15 protein-coding genes are annotated in these 20,511 nt (G+C 68.3%); 9 read left to right on the forward strand and 6 right to left on the reverse strand.

What is annotated here, in order from left to right:
* Positions 1-136 precede the first annotated feature (136 nt).
* The 8 genes from C7R54_RS10145 (at position 137) to C7R54_RS10180 (ending at position 11,448) form a co-directional block, all read left to right on the forward strand.
* Positions 137-2,437, forward strand: a complete 2,301-nt coding sequence (locus tag C7R54_RS10145; protein ID WP_129150048.1) for a putative bifunctional diguanylate cyclase/phosphodiesterase — start codon at positions 137-139, stop codon at positions 2,435-2,437.
* Positions 2,437-4,455 carry a sensor histidine kinase gene (locus C7R54_RS10150; protein ID WP_129150050.1) on the forward strand — a complete coding sequence of 673 codons (2,019 nt, stop codon included), beginning with the start codon at positions 2,437-2,439 and terminating at the stop codon, positions 4,453-4,455. The genes C7R54_RS10145 and C7R54_RS10150 overlap by 1 nt, the downstream gene beginning before the upstream one ends.
* A gap of 84 nt (positions 4,456-4,539) precedes the next feature.
* The gene (locus C7R54_RS10155; RefSeq protein ID WP_129150052.1) at positions 4,540-6,090 is read left to right on the forward strand and encodes an ABC transporter substrate-binding protein; all 1,551 of its coding nucleotides are present in this window, start codon (positions 4,540-4,542) and stop codon (positions 6,088-6,090) included.
* Positions 6,091-6,149: 59 nt separating this feature from the next.
* Complete coding sequence (locus C7R54_RS10160; protein ID WP_129150054.1) at positions 6,150-7,067, forward strand: ABC transporter permease; 918 nt, start codon at positions 6,150-6,152, stop codon at positions 7,065-7,067.
* A gap of 1 nt (position 7,068) precedes the next feature.
* Complete coding sequence (locus C7R54_RS10165) at positions 7,069-8,025, forward strand: ABC transporter permease (RefSeq protein ID WP_240039457.1); 957 nt, start codon at positions 7,069-7,071, stop codon at positions 8,023-8,025.
* Positions 8,022-9,095, forward strand: a complete 1,074-nt coding sequence (locus C7R54_RS10170; RefSeq protein ID WP_129150056.1) for an ABC transporter ATP-binding protein — start codon at positions 8,022-8,024, stop codon at positions 9,093-9,095. The genes C7R54_RS10165 and C7R54_RS10170 overlap by 4 nt, the downstream gene beginning before the upstream one ends.
* Positions 9,092-10,072, forward strand: a complete 981-nt coding sequence (locus tag C7R54_RS10175) for an ABC transporter ATP-binding protein (protein WP_129150057.1) — start codon at positions 9,092-9,094, stop codon at positions 10,070-10,072. The genes C7R54_RS10170 and C7R54_RS10175 overlap by 4 nt, the downstream gene beginning before the upstream one ends.
* Positions 10,069-11,448: a M20 family metallopeptidase gene (locus tag C7R54_RS10180; RefSeq protein WP_129150059.1), complete on the forward strand. Its 1,380-nt coding sequence runs from the start codon at positions 10,069-10,071 to the stop codon at positions 11,446-11,448. Before C7R54_RS10175 ends, C7R54_RS10180 begins: the two co-directional genes overlap by 4 nt.
* A gap of 20 nt (positions 11,449-11,468) precedes the next feature.
* On the opposite strand, the gene C7R54_RS10185 is transcribed toward C7R54_RS10180, so the two are convergent.
* The 6 genes from C7R54_RS10185 to C7R54_RS10210 all read right to left on the reverse strand — a co-directional run bounded on the left by C7R54_RS10185 (position 11,469) and on the right by C7R54_RS10210 (position 19,095).
* Positions 11,469-12,782, reverse strand: coding sequence for a rhomboid family intramembrane serine protease (locus tag C7R54_RS10185; RefSeq protein WP_158021187.1), 1,314 nt, complete (start codon positions 12,780-12,782; stop codon positions 11,469-11,471).
* 199 nt (positions 12,783-12,981) lie between these two features.
* Positions 12,982-14,046, reverse strand: coding sequence for a LacI family DNA-binding transcriptional regulator (locus tag C7R54_RS10190; protein ID WP_129150063.1), 1,065 nt, complete (start codon positions 14,044-14,046; stop codon positions 12,982-12,984).
* Positions 14,047-14,156: 110 nt separating this feature from the next.
* Positions 14,157-15,320, reverse strand: a complete 1,164-nt coding sequence (locus C7R54_RS10195) for an iron-containing alcohol dehydrogenase (protein ID WP_129150065.1) — start codon at positions 15,318-15,320, stop codon at positions 14,157-14,159.
* Positions 15,321-15,403: 83 nt separating this feature from the next.
* A complete protein-coding gene (locus C7R54_RS10200) occupies positions 15,404-16,390 on the reverse strand; it encodes a Bug family tripartite tricarboxylate transporter substrate binding protein (RefSeq protein WP_129150067.1) in 987 nt (328 codons plus the stop codon).
* 118 nt (positions 16,391-16,508) lie between these two features.
* Positions 16,509-17,573: a Bug family tripartite tricarboxylate transporter substrate binding protein gene (locus C7R54_RS10205; protein ID WP_129150069.1), complete on the reverse strand. Its 1,065-nt coding sequence runs from the start codon at positions 17,571-17,573 to the stop codon at positions 16,509-16,511.
* A 73-nt stretch (positions 17,574-17,646) separates the two neighbouring features.
* On the reverse strand, positions 17,647-19,095 hold the full coding sequence (locus tag C7R54_RS10210; RefSeq protein ID WP_129150071.1) for an aldehyde dehydrogenase family protein: 1,449 nt from the start codon (positions 19,093-19,095) through the stop codon (positions 17,647-17,649).
* 390 nt (positions 19,096-19,485) lie between these two features.
* Between C7R54_RS10210 and C7R54_RS10215 the strand changes: the two genes are divergently transcribed.
* Entirely contained in the window at positions 19,486-20,427 is a 942-nt protein-coding gene (locus C7R54_RS10215) for a LysR family transcriptional regulator (RefSeq protein WP_129150072.1), read from the forward strand.
* The last annotated feature ends 84 nt before the right edge of the window (positions 20,428-20,511 follow it).

Raw genomic sequence — 20,511 nt, forward strand, 5'->3', positions numbered from 1 at the left:
TGTCCTAGAAACCTATTGTTTCTATTGATCTCCTGATATATAACCTTTCCCACAGTCGTGTAGCGCAAGTTACGCATCGAACAAGTTGTCCGCACGTGGATCCGAAGGTGAAAACGACGGGGTTTGGGAGTAGGAGATGGCCGTAAGAGAACAACCCGGGCAACAGCACGCGGAAGACGGCGATCTGTATACGTTCGCGCCGGAAGCGGACGAGGGCGATGCGCGGCAGTCCAGAGGGATGTCCGACGCGCAAGGCGTGGGGGCGCTTACGGGGACGAGCTTTACCGTCCTTTCGGTGGACGATGACAGCGAGTTCCAGCGTTCGCTGCGCCTGGCGCTTGCCAACTTCACCTTTCTCGGCGAACCGGTCCGCATCCTTTCCGTTTCATCCGCCGCCGCTGCCGCGCGCTTGCTGGCTGAAGGCGAGGAGATCGCGCTGATTCTGCTGGATGTCGTCATGGAAACCGACGACGCCGGCCTGCGGCTGGTGCGCAGCGTGCGCGAGGTGCTCGGCAATGCCGAGGTGCGGGTGGTCCTGGTGACCGGACAACCCGGCATGGCTCCCATGAAGGAGTCCTTGTCGCAGCTGGACATCAGCGATTATTGGCTCAAGACCGACCTCACGGTGGAGCGCTTGCAGGGCATCCTGATGAGCAACCTGCGCACCTGGGAGCAGATACGCGCCCTGGGCCGCGCCCGCAAGGGCCTGCAGGTCATCGTGGAGGCCGCCAACTGCCTCACCCGGTCCCGCAGCCTGGCGGATTTCTCGCAACGGGTGATGCTGGAGCTGGCGCGCCTGCTGGGCGTGGCGCCGGAGGGCCTGGTGTGCGTCGCCGAGGACGGCGGCGCGCAGCACAACCCCTTGCTGGCGCGCGTCGTGGGCGCCGCGGGCCAACTGGCGGGCGCCATCGACAAGACCCTGTCCGACCTGCAGCCCGGCGAAATACGGGACACGCTGGTGCAGGCGCTGACCTTGCGCGCCAATGTCGACGCCGGCGCCAGCCAGGTCCTGTTCTTTCCCGGCGCGGAAGATGGGCCGCACGCGGCCACGTATATCGCCACCGGGCGCGCGCTGGACGCCACCGAGCACGAGCTTTTGCGGGTCTTCGCGGCCCACATCAATTCCGGCCTGGTCAATGTGGCCTTGAACAGCCGCCTGGACCGCGTGGCCTATGAGGACATGCTGCTGTCGCTGCCCAACGCCAATGCCATGCTGCGTGCGCTGGAGCCGGTGCTGGAGCAGCCGCAGCCGCGCGACCGCGCGATATTGTTCATCGAGCTGGACCAATACGCGGCCAGTTGCCTGGCGCTGGGGGTGGAGCAGGGCAACCTGATGCTGCAGAAGATGGCGGCGCGCCTGCTGGCGGTTTTCCCGGCGCCCAGCCTGGTGGCGCGCCTGCACGACGACACGTTCGCGATCCTGGGGCCGCGCGACCGGCTGGGGCACCAGCAGGTGGAGCAACTGGAGCTCATGGACGGCGACGACGACCAGGCCTTCATCAGCGTGCGCGCGGCCAGGTTGGATCTCGACGCGTACGAAGGACCCGCCGCGTCGGCGATGGCGCTGGGTTTGCTGCTGCTGCGGCGTTCGCCGATCAAGAGCGGCCTGGGCCTGGCGGAGTACCAGGCGTGCGAGGAACACACGCTGAACCAGCGCTTCACCCGCTCGCGGGAATTATCCCGCGCCTTGCGTTGCGACCAGATCAGCATTGAATTGCAGCCCCAGTTCAATATCGCCACCGGCAAGGTGATCGCCGGCGAGGCGCTGGCGCGCTGGACCCGCGAGGACGGCACCCGCGTGCCGCCGTCCGAGTTCATCTCCATGGCCGAAGCCAACGGCCTGATCATTCCGCTGGGTAATCGCGTGCTGCATCTTGCCTGCCAGACACTCGCGCGGCTGGGCATGGCGGGGCACGAGGACATCAAGGTGGCGGTCAACGTGTCGGCGCTGCAATTGGCGCGGCGTGGTTTCATGCAGGAGCTGATTTCCATCGTGGACCGCTATGGCGTGAATCCGGCGCGCCTGGAGCTGGAGATCACGGAAAGCGTGGCCATGCACGATCATGAAAGCAACGGCGTGCTGCTGCGCGGCCTGCGCGAGGCGGGGTTTCCCATCGCCATCGACGACTTCGGCACCGGCTATTCGTCGCTCGCGTACCTGCGCGACATGCCGGTCACCACGCTCAAGGTGGATCGCCACTTCATCCATGCGATCGACCAGACGGCCGGCGACCATGTGATCGCGGAAATGATCATCAAGCTGGGGCGGCGCCTGAACATGCAGCTGGTGGCCGAAGGCGTGGAGACGGCCGAACAGGCGGCGTGGCTGCTGGCGCATGGCTGTCCGCATGCCCAGGGTTTCCTCTACGCGCGGCCTGAAAGCGTCGAGGCCTTCCTGGCCCGGTTGGCGTCGCAGGCACAGGCCATGGCGGGCTGATGGCCGGCCCGTCGTCCGTCGCCGCGGGGCCGGCTGAAACGCCGGCCGAAACGCTGACCGAAACCGCGGCCCAAACCGCGGCCGACACACCGGCCCGGCTGCCTGTGCTGAAGGCCTTTCGCGCCCTGCCGCGTCCACGGCGGCGCCGGTTCGTCGTCATGGCGCTGTCCTGGATGCTCGCTTTCGTGGTGGGGTACCCATGGCTATGGACGGAGGTCGACACCTTGGCGCAGGCGCCCCTCTGGCGCGAGCGGGAGAGCCTGCTGGACGAGTCCGTGGAAATCCTGCGGCGCACGCTGGACAGCGTGGAGCACGACGTGCTTTTCCTCAGCGACATGTCTTCGCAGCTGCCGCGCGATGATGTCACCGAGGGTTCGCCGATGGCGCGTCTTTACATGACGTTTTCCCGCACCGCCGGCGTCTACGACCAGGTCCGCTGGCTGGGCCAGGACGGCAGGGAAATGCTGCGCGTGAACCGGCGCGAGGGCGGTCCCACGCTGGTGCCACCGTCCCAATTGCAGGCCAAGGTCACGCGTCCTTATTTCGTGGATACCCTCGGCATGCCGCCCGGGTCCGTCTATTTTTCGCCTTTCGACCTGAACGAGGAGCACGGCGCCGTGGAGCGGCCGTTCGTGCCCACGTTGCGCGTGGCCACGCCGCTGTACCAGAACGATGTCGCCCAAGGCGTGGTGGTGATCAATTACCGGGCGTCGCGCTTGCTGGGCCGCCTGAACGACCTGGCCCGGCGCCAGGGCCTGGCGGTGTTCCTGCTCAATGACAGCGGCTATTGGTTGCAGGGGCCCACGCCGGATGACGACTGGGCCTGGCAGCTGGGGGCGCCGCAACGCAGCGTGCCCAATACCGACCCCGCCTTGTGGGCCGCATTGGGCCGGGCCGACAGCGGGCGCTACCACGGGAAGGATGGCGACTACGCGTTTCGCCGATTGAAGGTCAACGCGGACACCTTTACCGACATGGAAAGCGCCGGTCCCATGATCAACAAGATGGGCTTGATCGTGCTGGTGCGCGGCGACCGTGGGCAGGCGGCGGGCTGGGCCGATAATTGGAAGAAGGTGCTGGCGCCCCTGATGGCGGTGGCCTTGCTGGTGGCCTTGCGCTACGGCTGGGTCACGATGCGGGGCATGGTGGAGGAAGACGCCAATGCCCAGGCCTTGCAGCGCGCTCACCAGGCCCTGCGCGTCGCGTACGACAACCTGACCAATGTGCGCGCCGACCTCTCGCGGGCGGAGCGGTTGTCCTCGCTGGGGCTGATGGTGGCCGGGGTGGCGCACGAGCTGAATACCCCCTTGGGCAGCGCCAGCCTGGCGGTGAGCGCCTTGCGCCTATCCATCGAGACCTTGCGCGGCCGGCTGGAGACGGGCTTGCGCAAGTCGGATCTGCAAGGCTTCCTGGACGAGGCGGACGAGGCCTCGAAGTTGACCGACGTCGCCATCCAGCGGGCCTCCGGCATCGTGCGCCGCTTCAAGCAGGTGGCGGTGGACCGTACCAGCATGGAACGGCGCTCCTTCGCCCTGGACGAGGCCGTGCTGGACGCCGATCCGCGCTTGCGCAAGTGGCCTTACGAGGGGCGCATCCACCTGCGCCTGGAGCTGGAGCCGGGCTTGTTCATGGACAGCTACCCAGGCCCGCTGGAGCAGGTGATCGGCAATCTCCTGAACAATGCCTTGACGCACGCCTTCGATAATGCGCGGGAAAGCGGCACCCTTAGCATCCAGGTCCATGGCGACGCCAGCGATACCGTGGTCGTGCGTGTGATCGATGATGGCGTAGGCATCGACGAGGCCGACCTGGCGCATATCTTCGATCCCTTCTATACCACCCATCGCCACGAGGGCGGTACCGGCCTGGGCCTGCACATCGTCGCGCAGATGGTGACCGAGGTCCTGGGCGGCCGCATCGACGTCCAGAGCCGGCGCGGGCAAGAGCCGCACGGCACGACCTTCACGCTGGTGCTGCCGAGGCAGGCGCCGGCGGCGAACCCGGCGCGGGCGGCTTAGTGTATGTCCTAGGTAGGCGCGGATGGACCGCGTCGGCAAAATCCCCTGGAGTTTTTGAATGCAATTCAACCAGGGGGAAAGGAAATGGTCGGCAAGCGACTCTTGCTGGGCGTGGCGGCAGCCACGGCCCTGACGGCTGCCAGTGGTCCCGCATGGGCGGGCAAGGCGGATGACACCCTGGTATGGGCGACCGCCACCGAGATGAATACGCCGGACATCTACTACGGCAACCAGCGCGAAGCCCTGATCGTGACCTACGCGATGTGCGATTCCCTCGTGCATCGGGACCCCATCACCAACGAGTACAAGCCCCTGCTGGCCACCAGCTGGGCGTGGACCGACGACCATACGCTGGACGTGAAACTGCGCAAGGGCGTCAAGTTCCACAACGGCAAGGAAATGACGGCCGAGGACGTGGCCTATACCTTCAATACGTTGGCCCCGGAGAGCAGCGGCATGGCGTTTCGCGCGCTGGTCGACTGGATCAAGAACGTCGAAGTGGTGTCGCCATACGAAGTGGTGTTCCACGCCACGCGCCCGGCGCCGGCAGCCCTCGAATACCTGACCGGCACGTCGCCGATTTTTCCCAAGGGCCACTACGATAGCGCGCCCACGGTGCCCACCGCCGACGGCAAGACACGCCGCGACAACGGTGCGGTGCTGCCGATGTGCACGGGACCGTACAAGCTGAAGGAATACAAGCCCGGCCAGTCGCTGACGCTGGTGAAGAACGACCAGTATTGGGACGGTAGTCCCAAGGGTAAACCGCAAATCGGCAAGATCGTCCTGCGCACCATCCCGGATGTCGATACGCAGGTGTCCGAATTGATGACGGGCGGCATAGACTGGATGTGGGGCGTACCGCCGGAGAACGCCAAGCTGCTGGCCGAGCAGGACAATCTCACGGTGAAATCGGCGGCGACGATGCGCATGTCCTTCCTGTCGCTCGATGCGTCGGGCCGCTCGGGCGACAACCCGATGAAGGATGTGCGCGTGCGGCGCGCGGTGTTCTACGCCATCGATCGCGCGGCACTGGTGAAGAACCTGATCGGTCCTGGGGCGGTGGTGCAGAAATCCATGTGCTCCATGAACCAGTTCGGGTGCACGGACAAGGTGCCCGATTACCCCTACGACCCGGCCAAGGCCAAGGCGCTGCTGGCCGAGGCGGGCTATCCGAACGGCTTCGACATGACGTTCTACGCCTATCGCGATCGCCAGTACACGGAGGCCGTGGCGAATTATCTGCGCGCGGTCGGCATCCGCACCAACATACAGTTCATGCAATGGGGGGCGTTGCGGCCCATCGTGGTCGGGGGCAAGGCGCAGCTGGCGCACCTGACTCTGGGGTCCAACGGCATGCTCGACGCGTCGGCGTCGACCAGCTACTACTTCAAGTTCACGGGCGACGACTATGCCCGCGATCCGCAAGTGCGCGACTGGCTGGAGACCGCGGATACCTCCACCGATCCGGAGAAGCGCAAGGAATACTATGCCAAGGCCTTGTCGCGCATCCAGGACCAGGCGTATTTCGTGCCGTTGTACACGTATGGGCGTACCTATGCCTTCAACAAGGACCTGGACTACCCGCTGACGCCCGACGAAATGGCGCATTTCTACCTGGCCCGCTGGAAGTGATCTTCCAGGGTTGAGCAACCGGGCTGCGCCGGAAGGCGCGGCCCTGCCGGTTTTCTCCCATGCTGTCCTATGTAGTCAAGCGCTTGCTGGTCACGCTGGCGGTGGTGGCGGTAATCTCCGTCGTGGCGTTTTCGCTGGTCCATCTGGCGGGGGATCCCGCCGTTGCCATGGCCGGCGAGAACGCCAGCCAGCAGGATGTCGACAGCATCCGCAAGGTGTACGGTTTCGATCGCCCGCTGACGGAGCAATACGTCACCTGGGTGGGCCGGGTGCTGCATGGCGATTTCGGCCGTTCCTATTATTTGCGCACGCCCGTCCAGCCGGTGCTGGCCGAGTATGCGCCGGTGACGGTGCGGCTCGGCCTGATGGCGCTGGCTTTCACGCTGTTGCTGTCGATTCCGCTAGGGGTGCTGGCCGCGTTGCGGCCGAATACGCTTATCGACCGCATCTCGCTATGGCTGGCGGTGGCCGGGCAGGCCCTGCCTTCCTTCGTGTTCGCCATGCTGCTGATCTTCGTGTTCGCGGTGACGCTGCGCTGGCTGCCCGTGTCGGGCGGGTCTACATGGCTGCATTTCGTCCTGCCCGCCGTGGCGCTGGGCTATAACGCCGCGCCCGCCATCATGCGGCTGACCCGGTCCGGCATGATCGAGACCCTGCAATCGGATCACGTGCGGACGGCGCGCGCCTATGGCTTGTCGCGCTGGCGCGTGGTGCTGCGCCATGCCCTCAGGCACGCCATCATTCCAGTGGTGTCGCTGGCGGCCGTGCAGCTGGGCTACATGCTGGGCGGCTCCATCGTCATCGAAACGGTGTTTTCGCTGAAGGGCCTGGGCTACCTTGCCTGGCAATCGATCCAGCGGTCCGACATCGAGGTGGTGCAGGCCATCCTGCTGGTGGTGGCGGTGGTCTATGCGCTGCTGACCCTGCTGGCGGACCTGCTCAATGCGGTGCTGGATCCGCGCATCCGGATTTCGTGAGATGAAGATGCAAGCTGGCACCACTACCGCGGCGACCACCGCGACCACCGCGACCGCGGCGGCCATTCCAACCGCCACGGCGGCGGATCCCGTGGGCGCCTTGTCGCCCCGCCAGGTCGCCGCGCGGCGCGCCTTGCGCCACGGCGGTTTCTGGTTCGGCGGCGGCATCCTGCTGGTCGTCGTTTTCTGCGCGATCTTCGCGCCGCTGCTGACGTCGGCGGACCCTGCCTTGCAGGACCTGGGCCAGCGCCTGATCCCGCCCGTGTGGGCGCCCAAGGGCAGCTGGACGCATTCCCTGGGCACGGACGCGCTGGGCCGGGATTACTTCGCGCGGCTGCTGTATGGCGCGCGCATTTCCCTGGTGGTGGGGGTATTGACCGTGCTGGTCTCCGGCACGCTGGGCACGGCGCTGGGCGTGGCGGCGGGCTATTGGGGCGGCCGGGTCGACCTGGTGGTTAACTTCATCCTCACCATCCGCCTGACCTTGCCGGTGGTCCTGGTGGCGCTGGTGGTGGTGGCGGTGGTGGGCAATTCGCTGCCCTTGCTGATCCTGGTCATCGGCCTGCTGCTGTGGGACCGCTACGCCATCGTGGCCCGCAGCGCCACGCAGTTGATCGTGGGCCGCGAGTTCATCGGCGCGGCGCGCGCCATCGGCAGCTCGACGCCGCGCATTCTGTTCAAGGAAATCCTGCCCAACCTGACGGGGCCGCTGGTGGTGGTCACGTCGATAGAAATGGCCCATGCCATCCTGCTGGAAGCCACCCTGTCCTTCCTGGGGCTGGGGGTGCAGCCGCCGCTGTTCACCTGGGGATTGATGATCGCCGAGGCCAAGAACCAGTTGATGTTCCGGCCCTACCTGATCGCCGTGCCGGGCGCCGCGCTGGTGGTGCTGGTGCTGGCCATCAACATGCTGGGCGACGCGCTGCGCGATGCCACGGCGCCGGAGGGCAGGGCATGAACGGGCCAGTGCTGGAGGTGCGCGGGCTGGCGGTGGAGATCCCGACGGCGACGGGTTTGCTGCGTCCGGTGCGCGGCGTGGACCTGGATGTGGCGGCGGGCGAGACCCTGGCCATCGTGGGCGAGTCCGGCTGTGGCAAGAGCCTGACCTCGCTGGCCATCCTGGGCCTGCTGCCGCGCCATGCGCGCGTCACCGCGCAACGCATCGCCTTGAAGGACGAGACCCTGCAAGGCCTGTCCGACCGCGCGTGGCGCAAGGTGCGCGGCAATCGCATCGCCATGATCTTCCAGGATCCGATGACCGCGCTGGATCCCTGTTATCGCATCGGCGACCAGATGGTGGAGGTGCTGCGACAGCATAGGCGGATCGGGCGCGCCGACGCCGTCGCGCGTTGCATGGCGCTGCTGCGCCAGGTCGGCATCTCATCGCCGGAACAGCGCCTGGCGCAATATCCCCACCAACTGTCCGGCGGCTTGCGCCAGCGCATCATGATCGCCATGGCCTTGCTGTGCGAACCGGAGCTGATCATCGCGGACGAGCCCACCACGGCGCTGGACGTCACCATCCAGGCGCAGATCCTGCATTTGCTGGCGCGCATCCAGCGCGAGACGGGCATCGGACTGATGCTGATCACGCACGACCTGGGCGTGGTGGCCGGCATCGCCGACCGGGTTGCCGTGATGTATGGCGGCCAGGTCGTGGAAACCGGCGCGTGCAGTGAGGTGCTGGCGCGGCCGCTGCATCCCTATACGGAAGGCCTGCTGCGCGCCATCCCGGTGCCGGGCGCCACGCGGCGGGGCGAGATGCTGGGGTACATCCCCGGCGTGGTGCCGCGCCAGACCGGCACGCTGGCACGGTGCGGGTTCCTGGACCGTTGCCCCTATGCCGTCGCGGCCTGCGCCGCCGGGCCGGTGGCGCTGCGCGCGACGGCGCCCGGAGCCGGCCAGGCGGGACACGCGCTGCGTTGCGTGCTGCCGTCCGACGGCAGCGGCCGGCCCGCCGATGCCTGGCAGCGCTTCACGCACGCCGCCGGGACAAGGGCGGCCATGCCGGCGGGGAGCGCACCATGAAGCGCCATGGAGCCGTCGCGGGCGAGTCGCACGAGGCCACGCCGCTGTTGCGCGCCAGCGCGGTGACCCGGCATTACAAGGTGGCCGGCGGCACCCTGCAAGCCTTGCGCGGTGTGGACCTGGACGTGTACAAGGGCCAGACCCTGGGCCTGGTGGGCGAATCCGGTTGCGGCAAGAGCACCCTGGCCAAGCTGCTCCTGGGAATGGAGACGCCGACGTCCGGCACGGTGCTGGTGGGCGGCCGTCCCGTCGCGGACCATGGCAGGCTGGAGCGGGCCCGCCTGATCCAGCCGGTCTTCCAGGACCCGTACTCCTCGCTCAACCCCCGCATGACGGCGGCCGCCATCATCGGCGCGACGCTGGAAGTCCGCGGCGAACGCGCCGCGGCGCGCGCGCGCAAGGTTGCCGATATCGCCGACGCCGTGGGCTTGCCGCCGCACCTGCTCAACGCCTATCCCGGCCAGTTGTCCGGCGGCCAGCGCCAGCGGGTGGCCATCGCCCGCGCGCTGGTCGGCGAGCCGGAAATTCTCGTCTGCGACGAGCCGACTTCCGCGCTGGACGTATCGGTGCAGTCGCAGATCCTCAACCTGCTCAGCGGCCTGCGGCGGGATTTCAACCTGACCATGGTGTTGATCAGCCACAATCTGGCGGTGGTCCATCACCTGGTCGATCGCGTGGCGGTCATGTACCTGGGTGCGGTGGTGGAGGAGGGGGCGACCGATGACGTGTTCAACGCGCCGCGCCATCCCTATACCGCCGCGCTGCTGGGGTCGGTGCTGCCGCCGACCCCCGGCATCGGCCTGCCCGACATCCCGCTGTCCGGCGAGTTTCCCAGTCCCTTGCAGCCGCCATCGGGTTGCGCCTTTCATCCGCGCTGTCCACGCGCCAAGGACGCCTGCGCGCGCGAAGCGCCGCGCATGGCCGGCGCGCCGCACCGGCATGCCTGCCATTTTCCCCTGGAGGAGATTCCATCATGACCCGTAGCGCAGCCATCCAACGCGCGCAGCAGTATTTCGATGACGGCGCGCTCTTCGCCGACGTGGCGCGCCGCGTGGGCCGCCCCACCGAAAGCCAGAACCCGGAGCGCGCGGCCGAGCTGCGCGACTACCTGGACAGCGAGATGCGGCCGACGCTGGAAGCCCTGGGATTCACCTGCCGGGTGCTGGAGCACCCGCGCGCCAAGGGCCCGTTCCTGTTCGCCGAGCGCATCGAGGATCCCGCGCTGACCACCGTTTTCTCGTACGGCCATGGCGACGTGGTGCCGGGCATGGAGGGGCGCTGGCGCGACGGACTGGACCCGTGGGCGCTGACGCCCAAGGACGACCGCTGGTACGGCCGCGGCGTGGCCGACAACAAGGGCCAGCACTCGATCAACCTGGCGGCCCTCAAGTGTGTCCTGGAGACCCGCGGCAAGTTGGGTTTCAACGTCAAGTACCTGATCGAAATGGGCGAGGAAATGGGATCGCCCGGCCTGCTGGACCTGTGCGCGGCGCATCGCGACCTGCTGCGTGGCGATGTGCTGATCGCGTCCGACGGGCCGCGCCTGCTGGCCGAGCGGCCGACCCTGTTCATGGGCTCGCGCGCCATCATCAACGTCGACCTGGAGATCAATGCGCGCGAAGGCGGCCATCACTCCGGAAACTGGGGAGGACTGTTGTCCAACCCCGGCATACAGCTGGCCAATGCCATCGCCACCATCGTCGGCCCCACCGGCAGGATCCTGGTGCCCGAATGGCTGCCGCCGGCCCTGCCGGACTCCGTGCGGCGCGCCCTGGCCGACTGCGCGCTGGACATGGCCGACGGGCCCGCCATCGATCCCGGCTGGGGCGAACCGGGTTTTACCGCGGCGGAGAAGGTGTACGGCTGGAGTTCGGCCGAGGTCCTGGCCTTCGTCTGCGGCAACCCGGACAAGCCGGTGCACGCCATCCCGCCGCGCGCCTGGGCGCGCATGCAATTGCGCTATGTGGTGGGGGTCGACCCGGACGCGGTGGTGCCGGCCTTGCGCCGGCATCTCGACCGGCTGGGCTATGACATGGTGACGCTATCGAGCCCGCGCCAGGAAATCGCGCCGGCCACGCGACTGGATCCCGAACACCCGTGGGTGCAATGGGCCGCCGCGTCGATCGTGCGGACCACCGGCAAGAAGCCGGCCCTCCTGCCCAACCTGGGCGGCACGCTGCCCAATCACGTCTTCAGCGATACGCTGGGCATGCCCACGCTGTGGGTGCCGCATTCCTATGCGGGGTGTTCGCAGCACGCGCCCAACGAACACCTGCCCGTGGCCATCGCCCGCGAAGGCATGGCCATCATGGCGGGCCTGTATTGGGACCTGGGGGAGAAGGCGCCGGCCTGACGACGTGAGCTGTCGGCGGCCTACCGCTTGCAGGACCAGTACGGGCAGCCCGACTCGTCGACCAGCGCCGTCGCCAGCGGCCCGGTATCGCGCAGGATCCCGACGATGGCATCGGCCGATTCCTCGTCCGTGCCCTGGCCTTCGCCGATCTCCACGCCGGTTCCGTCGAGCAGGTTCTCCATGTCCGTGCGGGCCCGGTAGGCGGCTTTCATGTCGAGGTCCGCGGGCGCCTGTCCGAAGACGGCGGCATAGACGCGCGGCTGTATCGTGCAATAACGGTCGATGATGGCGAGGCCGCGCAGGGCCGCCTGCTTGGTGACCCGGTTGCGCAGGTCGGCGGCCTGCGCGCGGCAGTTCGCGTATTCGACGGGCAGGTAGCGCGCGAGCAGGCTGGCCCGGCTGTCCTCGCCATCCTTGCTGCCGTCGCACAGGCGCAAGTCCCCGGCCCGCATTGCGCCGGGCTCGCGGCCAGGGATGGGTTGGCCGTCCGGATCCTCGCCCATCATCACGCCGCGGATGCAGGCGTCCAGCGACTGGGCGCCGTCCAGCGCCGCGGCATAGCTGCCGAATCCCATATGCCGCAGCGTGTGGCGCAGGCGGGCGGCGGCCAGCTTGTCGCCCAGGTCCTGGTCGTGATAAGCCGACGCAACGCCGGCCAGCGCCACGGCGGCGATCACGCCGGCCAGGGCCAGCGTCGCGCCGGCGGCGGCCGGCCGCAGTTTCTCGCTATACAGCGCCACCAGGGCCAGCAGGAAGCCGCAGACCAGGCCGCCGGCATGGGCCGCATTGTCGATGGAGAAGACGGTGCCGGCGCCGAACGTCAGCACCAGGCTCATCAGCAGGTTGCGCACGGGAAAGTGCAGGCGGCCGCTGCGGCGGTCGCGCAAGGCATACGCCAGGGCCGCGCCGAACAGGCCCAGGATGGCGCCCGACGCGCCGCAGCTGATCATCAGCTCGCCCCGGTTCCACAAAGCCGTGGTCAGGCTGCCGCACAGGCCGGACAGCAGATAGATACCCAGGAACACCGGCCAGCGCATGCGCGGTTCCAGCACCAGTCCCAATGACCACAGGGCCAGCATATTCATGGCCAGGTGGGCGAAGCCGACGTGCAGGAACATGCTGGTGAACAGGCGCCAGTACTCGCCGGACAGCGTCAATGGGGGAACGTTGGCGCCCCAGTCGATCAGGAAGGAACTTTGGCTGAGCGTTTCGAAAGCGCGGGTATCCAGCAGGCCCAGGCCGGCATAGACGGCGATATTGGCGAGGACCAGCAACAGGGTGATCTTGCTGGCCCGGAGGGCGGAGAGCAGGGACGGGCGGCCCGGGGACGGCATGGGAGAGCGGCTCCTTGTAACTTGTAGGGATGGCGGGCAGTCCATGTGGGGAGCGGGTCCTCGACGAACTGTCCGTCATGGGCAAAGGGATGGAGTGCAAGGATAGCTGATCCACGCGCCGTCGCAGGGTGCGCGAGGACCGGCGGGGTGGCCGATCAGTCGCGAGGCTATCCTGGGTCGGCGCCGGGCCGACGCCAGGTCAGCCGCGCGGCGGCGCGTCCGGTGGGGCGCTGGACGCGCGCAGCACGAATTCCGTCGGCACCTCCACCCGCGTCGCGGGCGGAATCGATTCGCCGTTCATGCGGCGCAGGAGCAGCAGCGCCGCTTCGCGGCCCAGGGCATAGGCGTCGTAGCGGATGACGTCCACGGGCGGCGTGACCAGTTGCGCCAGCGGGCTGTCGTTGGACGCCACCAGGGAAATGTCCTGGGGAATGCGCCGGCCTTTCATGCGTATGCCTTGCAGCACCCCTTGCAGCAGATGCATGCCGGCGGCGACGATGGCGGTGGGCGGCGCATCCAGCTCCAGCAGCAGCTGGACCTCGCGCTGGCCGTATTCCGACGCGAAACTGTCCAGGCGCAGCAGGGCCGGGTCCAGCGGCACGCCGGCGGCTTCGTGCGCCTGTACCAACCCTGCCAGGCGGTCGCGGCCGACGCGGTTGTTGCGCCCGCCGCTGATCAGCGCGATGCGGCGGTGTCCCAGCGACAACAGGTGCGCGGTGGCGTGGCGCGTGCCGCTCAGGTGGTCGGCGCCGACCGCGCCCAGCGCCGCCGCCATTTCGCGCTCCAGCAGCACGATGGGATAGCCGGTATCGGCCACGCAGCGCAACACGTCCGCGTTCGATTCCTCTTCCACGGCGAACAACATGCCGTCGGCGCGGCGGCGTTTGAACAATTGCATCAGGGCGATCTCGCGCGCCGGCTGGCCGTCGCTGCTGGCGACCACCAGCATGTAGCCGTGTTCGCTCAGCACGTCTTCCGCGCCCTTGATCATCGAGGAATAGAGAGGATTGCGGATGTCCGAGAAGATGAAGCCCACCATGCGGGTGGGCGCGCCACGCATGGCCTGGGCCGCGGCGCTGGGCGCCCAGCCCAGTTCGGCGATGGCGGCCTCCACCCGTTGCCGCACGTCGGGGGCGACGCTGGGTGCGCCGTTGACCACGCGCGAGACGGTGCCGATGGCGACGCCGGCGGCGCGCGCCACATCATGGACGGTGATGCGGGCGGCGCCGGGGGCGCGGTCGGGCTGGGTTCTTTTCGGAGGCATGGGCGGCATTGTATCGGTCCGCGATTGGCGCGCGGGGCCATGGCCCGCCGTGGCCCGGGCGTGGTCCGGTCCGGGCCATGGCGGGCTTGCCGGCGTATCCGGTTGCCCGGTCAATACGCCTGGGCGAACAGCGCGCGGAAGTCCGCGGTGCTGGTCTGGCGTGGGTTCCAGCGGTTGTAGTTCGCCTGCGTGCACAGTTCGGCGATCTCGTCGAACTTGTCCTCGGTGGCGCCGACGTCGCGCAGGCGGCCCGGAATGCCCAGGTCGCGGCACAAGGTCTCGATGGCGTCGACCGCCGCGCGTGCCGCGTCGATTTCCGGCAGGCCGCGCACCGGGCGGTCCATGGCGGCGGCGATGCGGGCGAACTTGCGCGGGTTGGCCGGCAGGTTGTAGCGGGCCACGTGGGGCAGGCAGACGGCATTGGACAGGCCGTGCGACAGGTGCCAATAGGCGCCGACGAAACGCGCCATGCAGTGCACGTTGCCCAGGCCCGTCTGGCCGAAGGTGATGCCGGCCAGCGCCGAGCCCACCAGCATGTTCAGGCCCGCTTCCAGGTTGTCGCGATTGGCCACGAAGGGACGGATGTTGGCGGCCAGCAATTCGATGGCCTCGATATTGATGGCGTCGGTCACCAGGTTGGCCTGGCGCGAAATATAGGATTCGAAGGCGTGCACGAAGGCGTCCATGCCGGAATGGGCCGCCACGTGGGCCGGCACCGTGCGCAGGGCCAGCGGGTCGAGGATGGCGGCGCGCGCCGGATTCAGGGCGGCGTGGCGGATCGACATCTTCAACTGCTTTTCGGTGTCCGTGATCACGCACGACCCCGACACCTCGGACCCGGTGCCGGCCGTGGTCGGGATGGCGACCAGCGGCAGCGGCGGCGTGCTGAATTTCTCGATGCCTTCGTAGTCGTGGATGCGGCCGCCGTTGGTGGCGAGGATGCCCACCGCCTTGGCGACATCCATGGTGCTGCCGCCGCCCACGGCCAGCAGCAAGGTGGCGCCGTGCGCTTCGCAGGCCTGCCGGGCGCGCTCGACCGTGATGGCGCTGGGATCGGGCTCGATGTCGGAAAAGGCCGCCGCCGCCACCCCTTCCTCGTCAAGGATGCGGCGTATGCCGGCGTAGAACTCGCCATCGAGTAGCGCGCCGTCGATGGCGATGAAGACGCGCTTGCAGCCATGGGCGCGCAGGATCTCGCCCAGTTTGCGGTGCGCGCCGATGCCGGTGTACAGGCGGGTGGGGCAGAAGAAGGTGCTGATGTCGGTGGCAGCCATGATGAACCTGTGGAATGAGACGGCCGGCGGGCACGCGGCCTTGCGCGTGGGTCTGCCGGCCTGGTGAGGGAATCAACCCGGAATCAGTTGGCGTTGTCCCAGTCACGCGCCAGGTCGGTCCAGCGCAGGGTTTCCTGGTGCACGAACGCCTGGAACTTGGCGGGCTCCATGCCGCCCGGATCGGCGGCCATGCTGTCCAGCGCCTTGCGCATGCCGGGGTCGTCCATGGCCGCGCGCACGGCGCGGTAGATCCGGTCCGTGATGGCGGGCGGCAGGTCCTTGGGGCCGGCGAGGCTGTACCAGGTGGTCATCTGGTAGCCGGGCACCCCGGACTCGTCCAGCGTCGGCACGTCGGGCAGGAAGCGTGTGCGGGTGAGGCTGGTGACGGCCAGCGGCTTGACGCCGCCGCCGTTGATCTGGGCGGCGGCCGACGCGGCCGAATCGAGGGCGAACGTGAGGCGGCCGCCGATCAGGTCGGTCATCATCGGCGCGGCGCCCTTGAACGGCACGTGCAGGGCCGGTATTCCGGTCTGTTTCTTGAGCAGCTCGGCGGACAGGTGCTGCGTGGTGCCGATGCCGGCCGAGCCGTAGTTGATGTCGTTGGGATGGGCCTTGGCGTAGGCCAGCAGCTCGCGCACGTTGTTCACGGGCAGGTTCTTCGCCACCACCAGCACGTTGGGCACATTGGCCACGGTGGTGATCTGCGTCATGTCGCGCTCGAAATCGTAGGGCAGGTTCTTGTACAGCACGCCGGCGGCCGCGTGACCGACGTTGGCGAGCAGCAGGGTATAGCCGTCCGGCCGGGCGCGCGCGACGACGCCAGCGCCCAGGGTGCCGCCCGCGCCGGGCTTGTTCTCCACGATCACCGTCTGGCCCAGCTGCTGCTGCAACTGCACGGCGATCGCGCGGGCGACGATATCGGTGGTGCCGCCGGGCGTGAAGGGCGCCACCAGGGTAATGGGGCGCTCGGGCCAATCGCCCGCGTGGGCGGCCGATGCGAAGAGGCTGGCACAGCCGGTCAGGGCAAGGGCGAAGGCGGCCGCGCGGCGGCGGGGAAGTGATAAGGGCATGGTGTCTCCAGGGGCGTGCCGAGGCGTGGCCTCGATGTTGTGGATGCTGTCGTGGGTTTTCTTGTGGGTTTTCTTGTGGGGGGATCTTGTTCGTATCGCGGCGGGCTGGCTCGCGGAATCAATCCACGGTGATGGCCAGCTTCTTCAGGACGGGCGCCCAGCGCCGGACTTCACTGGCCAGCAGCTCGGCCGCGCCTTCCGGCGTCTGGTTGGGGACGCTGGGCGCCTCGATGCCGGAACCGGCCAGCTTGTCGCGCGTGGCGGGCGCCGCCACGGCGTTGCGCAAGGCCACGCTCAGGCGCGCCACCACCGGGGCGGGAACCCCGGCCGGCGCCAGCAGCATGTTCCAGATGTCGTAGTGCAGGTCGGCAAAGGCCGATTCGCCGGCCGCGGGAACATCCGGCAGCGCGGCGATGCGCTTGGGACGCAGGACGGCGACGCCGCGCACCATGCCGGAATTCACGTAGCCGACCGAGGTCGTGCTGCTGTCGACCAGATAGTCGAGATGGCCCGCCATGACATCGTTCAGCGCCTGGCCGGCGCCGCGATAGTTCACGGCGTTGATCTTCAGTCCCAGCCTGTCGTTGAGCAGGATGCCGCCGAGGAAGGAGCCCGACCCCACGCCCGCCGCGCCGAAGTTCATGTCCTTGGCGTGGGCCTGGGCGTACGCGGCGAACTGGTCCAGTCCGGATACCGGCAGGTCCTTGCGCGCCGACAGGACTTGCGGCGCATCGCCGACCGAACCGAGGGCGATGAAGTCCTTCAGGATGTCATAGGGCAGTTTCTTGTACAGCGTCGCGTTGGCGGCGAGCGTCCCGACATTGCCGATCAACAGCGTATAGCCGTCGGGCGCCATGCGGGCGGCGCGCGCCGTCCCAACGGTGCCGCCCGCGCCGGGCGTGTTCTCGACGATGATGGGCTGGCCCAGGTCGCGCGACATGCCTTCGGCGATGACGCGCGCGAGCACGTCGGTGGGGCCGCCCGCCGCGAAGGGCACGATCAGCACGATGGGTTTGGCGGGATAGGCGCCCGCGGCACGCGTCGTCCTGGCGGGCAAGCCGGCGCCGGCGGATGCCAGCGCGGCGGCCAGCAGCAGGCGGCGCCGCTGCGCGTGGGGATGGGGGGGCGCAAGGGAGGGGCCGGGGAGTGTCTCGCTCCGGATGTTGTGTTTGTTCTGGGTCATGGTCTTGGGGTCGTGCTGCGGAAGGCCACGGCGTGGCCTGATCGGGCAGGGCGGGCAGGGCGGGCGCCCGGGTTCAGGGGTTGAACACCACCAGGCGCTCCTCCGTCATTTCGCGGATGGCATGGGCCGGCCCTTCCTTGCCGAAGCCGCTGTCCTTCACGCCGCCGAAAGGCATGACGTCCGAGCGCGCGCTGGAGGTCTCGTTGATCTGCACCGTGCCGAAGCGCAGGGTGGCGGCGGCGCGCAGCGCGCGGTCGATGTCCTGCGTGAAGACGCCGGCCGACAAGCCGAAAGGCGTGGCGTTGGCATCGCGCAAGGCTTCCTCGAAATCGTCGAAGGGGCGCAGGGCCAGCAGGGGCGCGAAGGCCTCCTGGCACCACACCCGGCCGTCCTGCGGCGCGTGCGTGACCACGGCCGGCGTGATGACCGAACGCTGGCGCTGGCCGCCGCACAACAGCCGCGCGCCGCCTTGCTCGGCCTCGCGCAGCCACTGCTCGGCGCGGATGGCGGATTGTTCGCTGATCAGCGGGCCGACCTTGGTGGCCGGGTCGCGCGGATCGCCGGCTTGCAGCGTGCGGGCGTAGGCGGCCAGGCGCTCGCCGACTTCTTCGGCGATATCGCGCTGGACATACAGGCGCTGCACCGACGTGCAGACCTGGCCGGCCTTGCGCAGCCCGGCGTTGGCGATCTTGGGGATGGCGCGCTCGAGGTCGGCGTCGGCGCAGACGATGGTGCTGGCGATGCTGCCCAGTTCCATCTGCGTGCGGCGCAGGCCGGCGGCCTGCTGGATGATGCGGCCCACGCGGGTGCTGCCCGTGAACGTATAGAAGGCGATGTCCTGCTCTTCCAGCAGCCACGCGCCGACGCTGTCGCCTTCGCCCTGGACCACCGCCAGGAAGGCCGGCGGCAGGCCGGCTTCCAGCAGCAGTTGGGCCAGCAGGGCGCCCGTCAGCGGCGTGAAGGCCGACGGCTTGAGCACCACGGCGTTGCCGGCGGCATAGGCCGGCGCCACCTTGTGCAGCACGGTGTTCAGCGGCGAGTTGAACGGCGTGATGGCGCAGACCACGCCCACGGGAAAGCGTTGCGTGAAGCCGATGCGGCGATGCGCGCCGGGGCTGGCGCCGAAGGGGATGACATCGCCGACCAGGCGCAGGGCTTCATCGGCGGATAGGCTCAGCGTGACCATGGCGCGGTCGACTTCGCCGTTGGCGTCGGCCAGGGTGAAACCGGCTTCGGCCACCATCACGTCGACCAGGCGCTGGCGATAGCCTTCCATCAGCGCGGCCGCGCGGCGCAGCACCTGGGCCCGGTCATGCGGCGGCGGGGCGCCGCCGTCCGCGGCCGCGCGCGTCACGCGCACCGCCTCCGCGACCTGGGCCCGCGTGGCGGCCGCGACTTCGGCCACCGGGCGGCCGCTGAATTTGTCGTCGACGACGAAGCGGGGGCCGCCGTCGACCCAGCGGCCGTTGATGAGCGCGCCGGTGGGGGGCAGGCCGTCGATGTGCAGGGGAGATGCCGTCATGGGGTGGTCCGTGTAGAAATAGAGGGAGGTCAGGAATCGCCAAGCGCTTTCCTTTGTCTGGACGGGAGGCGCGTTCGGGCGAGATTTTTTGCTGTCTTTTTGGTTGGATAATGAAACGTTATATATTCTGCTGCATGAGAAGCCGACGGCGAGCGCTCGGCCCTCCGTCTACTCGTCGCCTATTTATCACTATGCCGCGGAAGCTCGCAGCTTTCTCGCTGTGTCTCTGAAGTTCGTATTTGATGAAACGTTATTTTTGCGAATTATAGGCGCTGTGCGCGAGCCCGTAACCCTGTCTGGATGAACAGGTCTTCAAACTAAGTGAAACCCGTCAAGGCAAAGAGGCCTTTGCATGCAAAAATACGGTTTTCATTTTTATTGAAGACAGCCATGGAACTGCGCCAACTGCGTTCGTTCGCCCGGGTCGTCGAATTGGGCAGCATGGGGCGGGCGGCGGCCGAGCTGGGCATCGTCACGTCGGCGCTGAGCCAGCAGATCAGCCGCCTGGAAAGCGAACTCGCCACCCGGCTGCTGCAGCGCACGTCCACGGGCGTGGTGCCGACCGACGCGGGCAGGGCATTCCTGCGCCAGGCGCAGCTGGCCATACGCCATGCGGACGCGGCGGCCATGGCCGCGCGAGAGGCGCGCCTGACGGGGCAGGTCAGCGTGGGCCTGGCGTCCACCACCGGCACCGTGCTGGCGCCGCGCTTCATCCAGGCCATGCAGCAGCGCTATCCGGACGTGCGGCTGCGCATGACCGAAAGCCTGTCCGGCCATCTGGCGTCCATGCTCAACGCGCGGCAGCTGGACCTGGCCATCGTCTTCCACACCGATCCGGCGCAGCGCTGGACGGTCCAGCCCCTGCTGGACGAACACCTGTTGCTGATGGGCCAGCCCAGCACGCCGGGCTGGCCGACCAGCGAGCACATTTCCCTGGCGGGCCTGCACGAAATTCCGCTGGTGCTGCCCAGCCCCGCCCATGGCTTGCGGCAGTTGATCGACACCGCCTGCGCGCGCATAGGCCGCAGCCTGAACATCGTCGCCGAAGTGGACGGCCTGGCCATGCTGATGGCGATGGTGCGGGTGGGGCATGTCGCCACCATCCAGCCCGGGGCGGCCCTGCCGGTCGATCCGTCGCTGTCGCGCCTGCAACTGAGCGATGCGCACCTGCAACGTCGCAACCTGCTGGTCAGCCTGCCCGAGGACGAACTGTCGCCCGCGGCGCTGGCGGCGCGCGTCGTGTTGAGCGACGTGGCGCGTACGCTGGTGCGGGAGGGCGGGTGGCCTGGCGCCACCCTGCACGGGGCGAATACGGAGGGCTCTTCACGATAAGTGAAGACCCCTTGCGCGGCGGATTCTGGCGGCCGCGTGACCGTCTGGTTACAGTGCCACCCTGTTCAAGGAGGACACACTAGC

The organism is Achromobacter aloeverae (genome assembly GCF_004121055.1).
Lineage (GTDB): Bacteria > Pseudomonadota > Gammaproteobacteria > Burkholderiales > Burkholderiaceae_B > Bordetella_C > Bordetella_C aloeverae.

Bases quoted from the DNA above. Each gene is read 5' to 3' on its own strand.
- C7R54_RS10145 (WP_129150048.1), top strand. From the start codon at position 137: ATGGCCGTAAGAGAACAACCCGGGCAACAGCACGCGGAAGACGGCGAT.
- C7R54_RS10150 (WP_129150050.1), top strand. From the start codon at position 2,437: ATGGCCGGCCCGTCGTCCGTCGCCGCGGGGCCGGCTGAAACGCCGGCC.
- C7R54_RS10155 (WP_129150052.1), top strand. From the start codon at position 4,540: ATGGTCGGCAAGCGACTCTTGCTGGGCGTGGCGGCAGCCACGGCCCTG.
- C7R54_RS10160 (WP_129150054.1), top strand. From the start codon at position 6,150: ATGCTGTCCTATGTAGTCAAGCGCTTGCTGGTCACGCTGGCGGTGGTG.
- C7R54_RS10165 (WP_240039457.1), top strand. From the start codon at position 7,069: ATGAAGATGCAAGCTGGCACCACTACCGCGGCGACCACCGCGACCACC.
- C7R54_RS10170 (WP_129150056.1), top strand. From the start codon at position 8,022: ATGAACGGGCCAGTGCTGGAGGTGCGCGGGCTGGCGGTGGAGATCCCG.
- C7R54_RS10175 (WP_129150057.1), top strand. From the start codon at position 9,092: ATGAAGCGCCATGGAGCCGTCGCGGGCGAGTCGCACGAGGCCACGCCG.
- C7R54_RS10180 (WP_129150059.1), top strand. From the start codon at position 10,069: ATGACCCGTAGCGCAGCCATCCAACGCGCGCAGCAGTATTTCGATGAC.
- C7R54_RS10185 (WP_158021187.1), bottom strand. From the start codon at position 12,782: ATGCCGTCCCCGGGCCGCCCGTCCCTGCTCTCCGCCCTCCGGGCCAGC.
- C7R54_RS10190 (WP_129150063.1), bottom strand. From the start codon at position 14,046: ATGCCTCCGAAAAGAACCCAGCCCGACCGCGCCCCCGGCGCCGCCCGC.
- C7R54_RS10195 (WP_129150065.1), bottom strand. From the start codon at position 15,320: ATGGCTGCCACCGACATCAGCACCTTCTTCTGCCCCACCCGCCTGTAC.
- C7R54_RS10200 (WP_129150067.1), bottom strand. From the start codon at position 16,390: ATGCCCTTATCACTTCCCCGCCGCCGCGCGGCCGCCTTCGCCCTTGCC.
- C7R54_RS10205 (WP_129150069.1), bottom strand. From the start codon at position 17,573: ATGACCCAGAACAAACACAACATCCGGAGCGAGACACTCCCCGGCCCC.
- C7R54_RS10210 (WP_129150071.1), bottom strand. From the start codon at position 19,095: ATGACGGCATCTCCCCTGCACATCGACGGCCTGCCCCCCACCGGCGCG.
- C7R54_RS10215 (WP_129150072.1), top strand. From the start codon at position 19,486: ATGGAACTGCGCCAACTGCGTTCGTTCGCCCGGGTCGTCGAATTGGGC.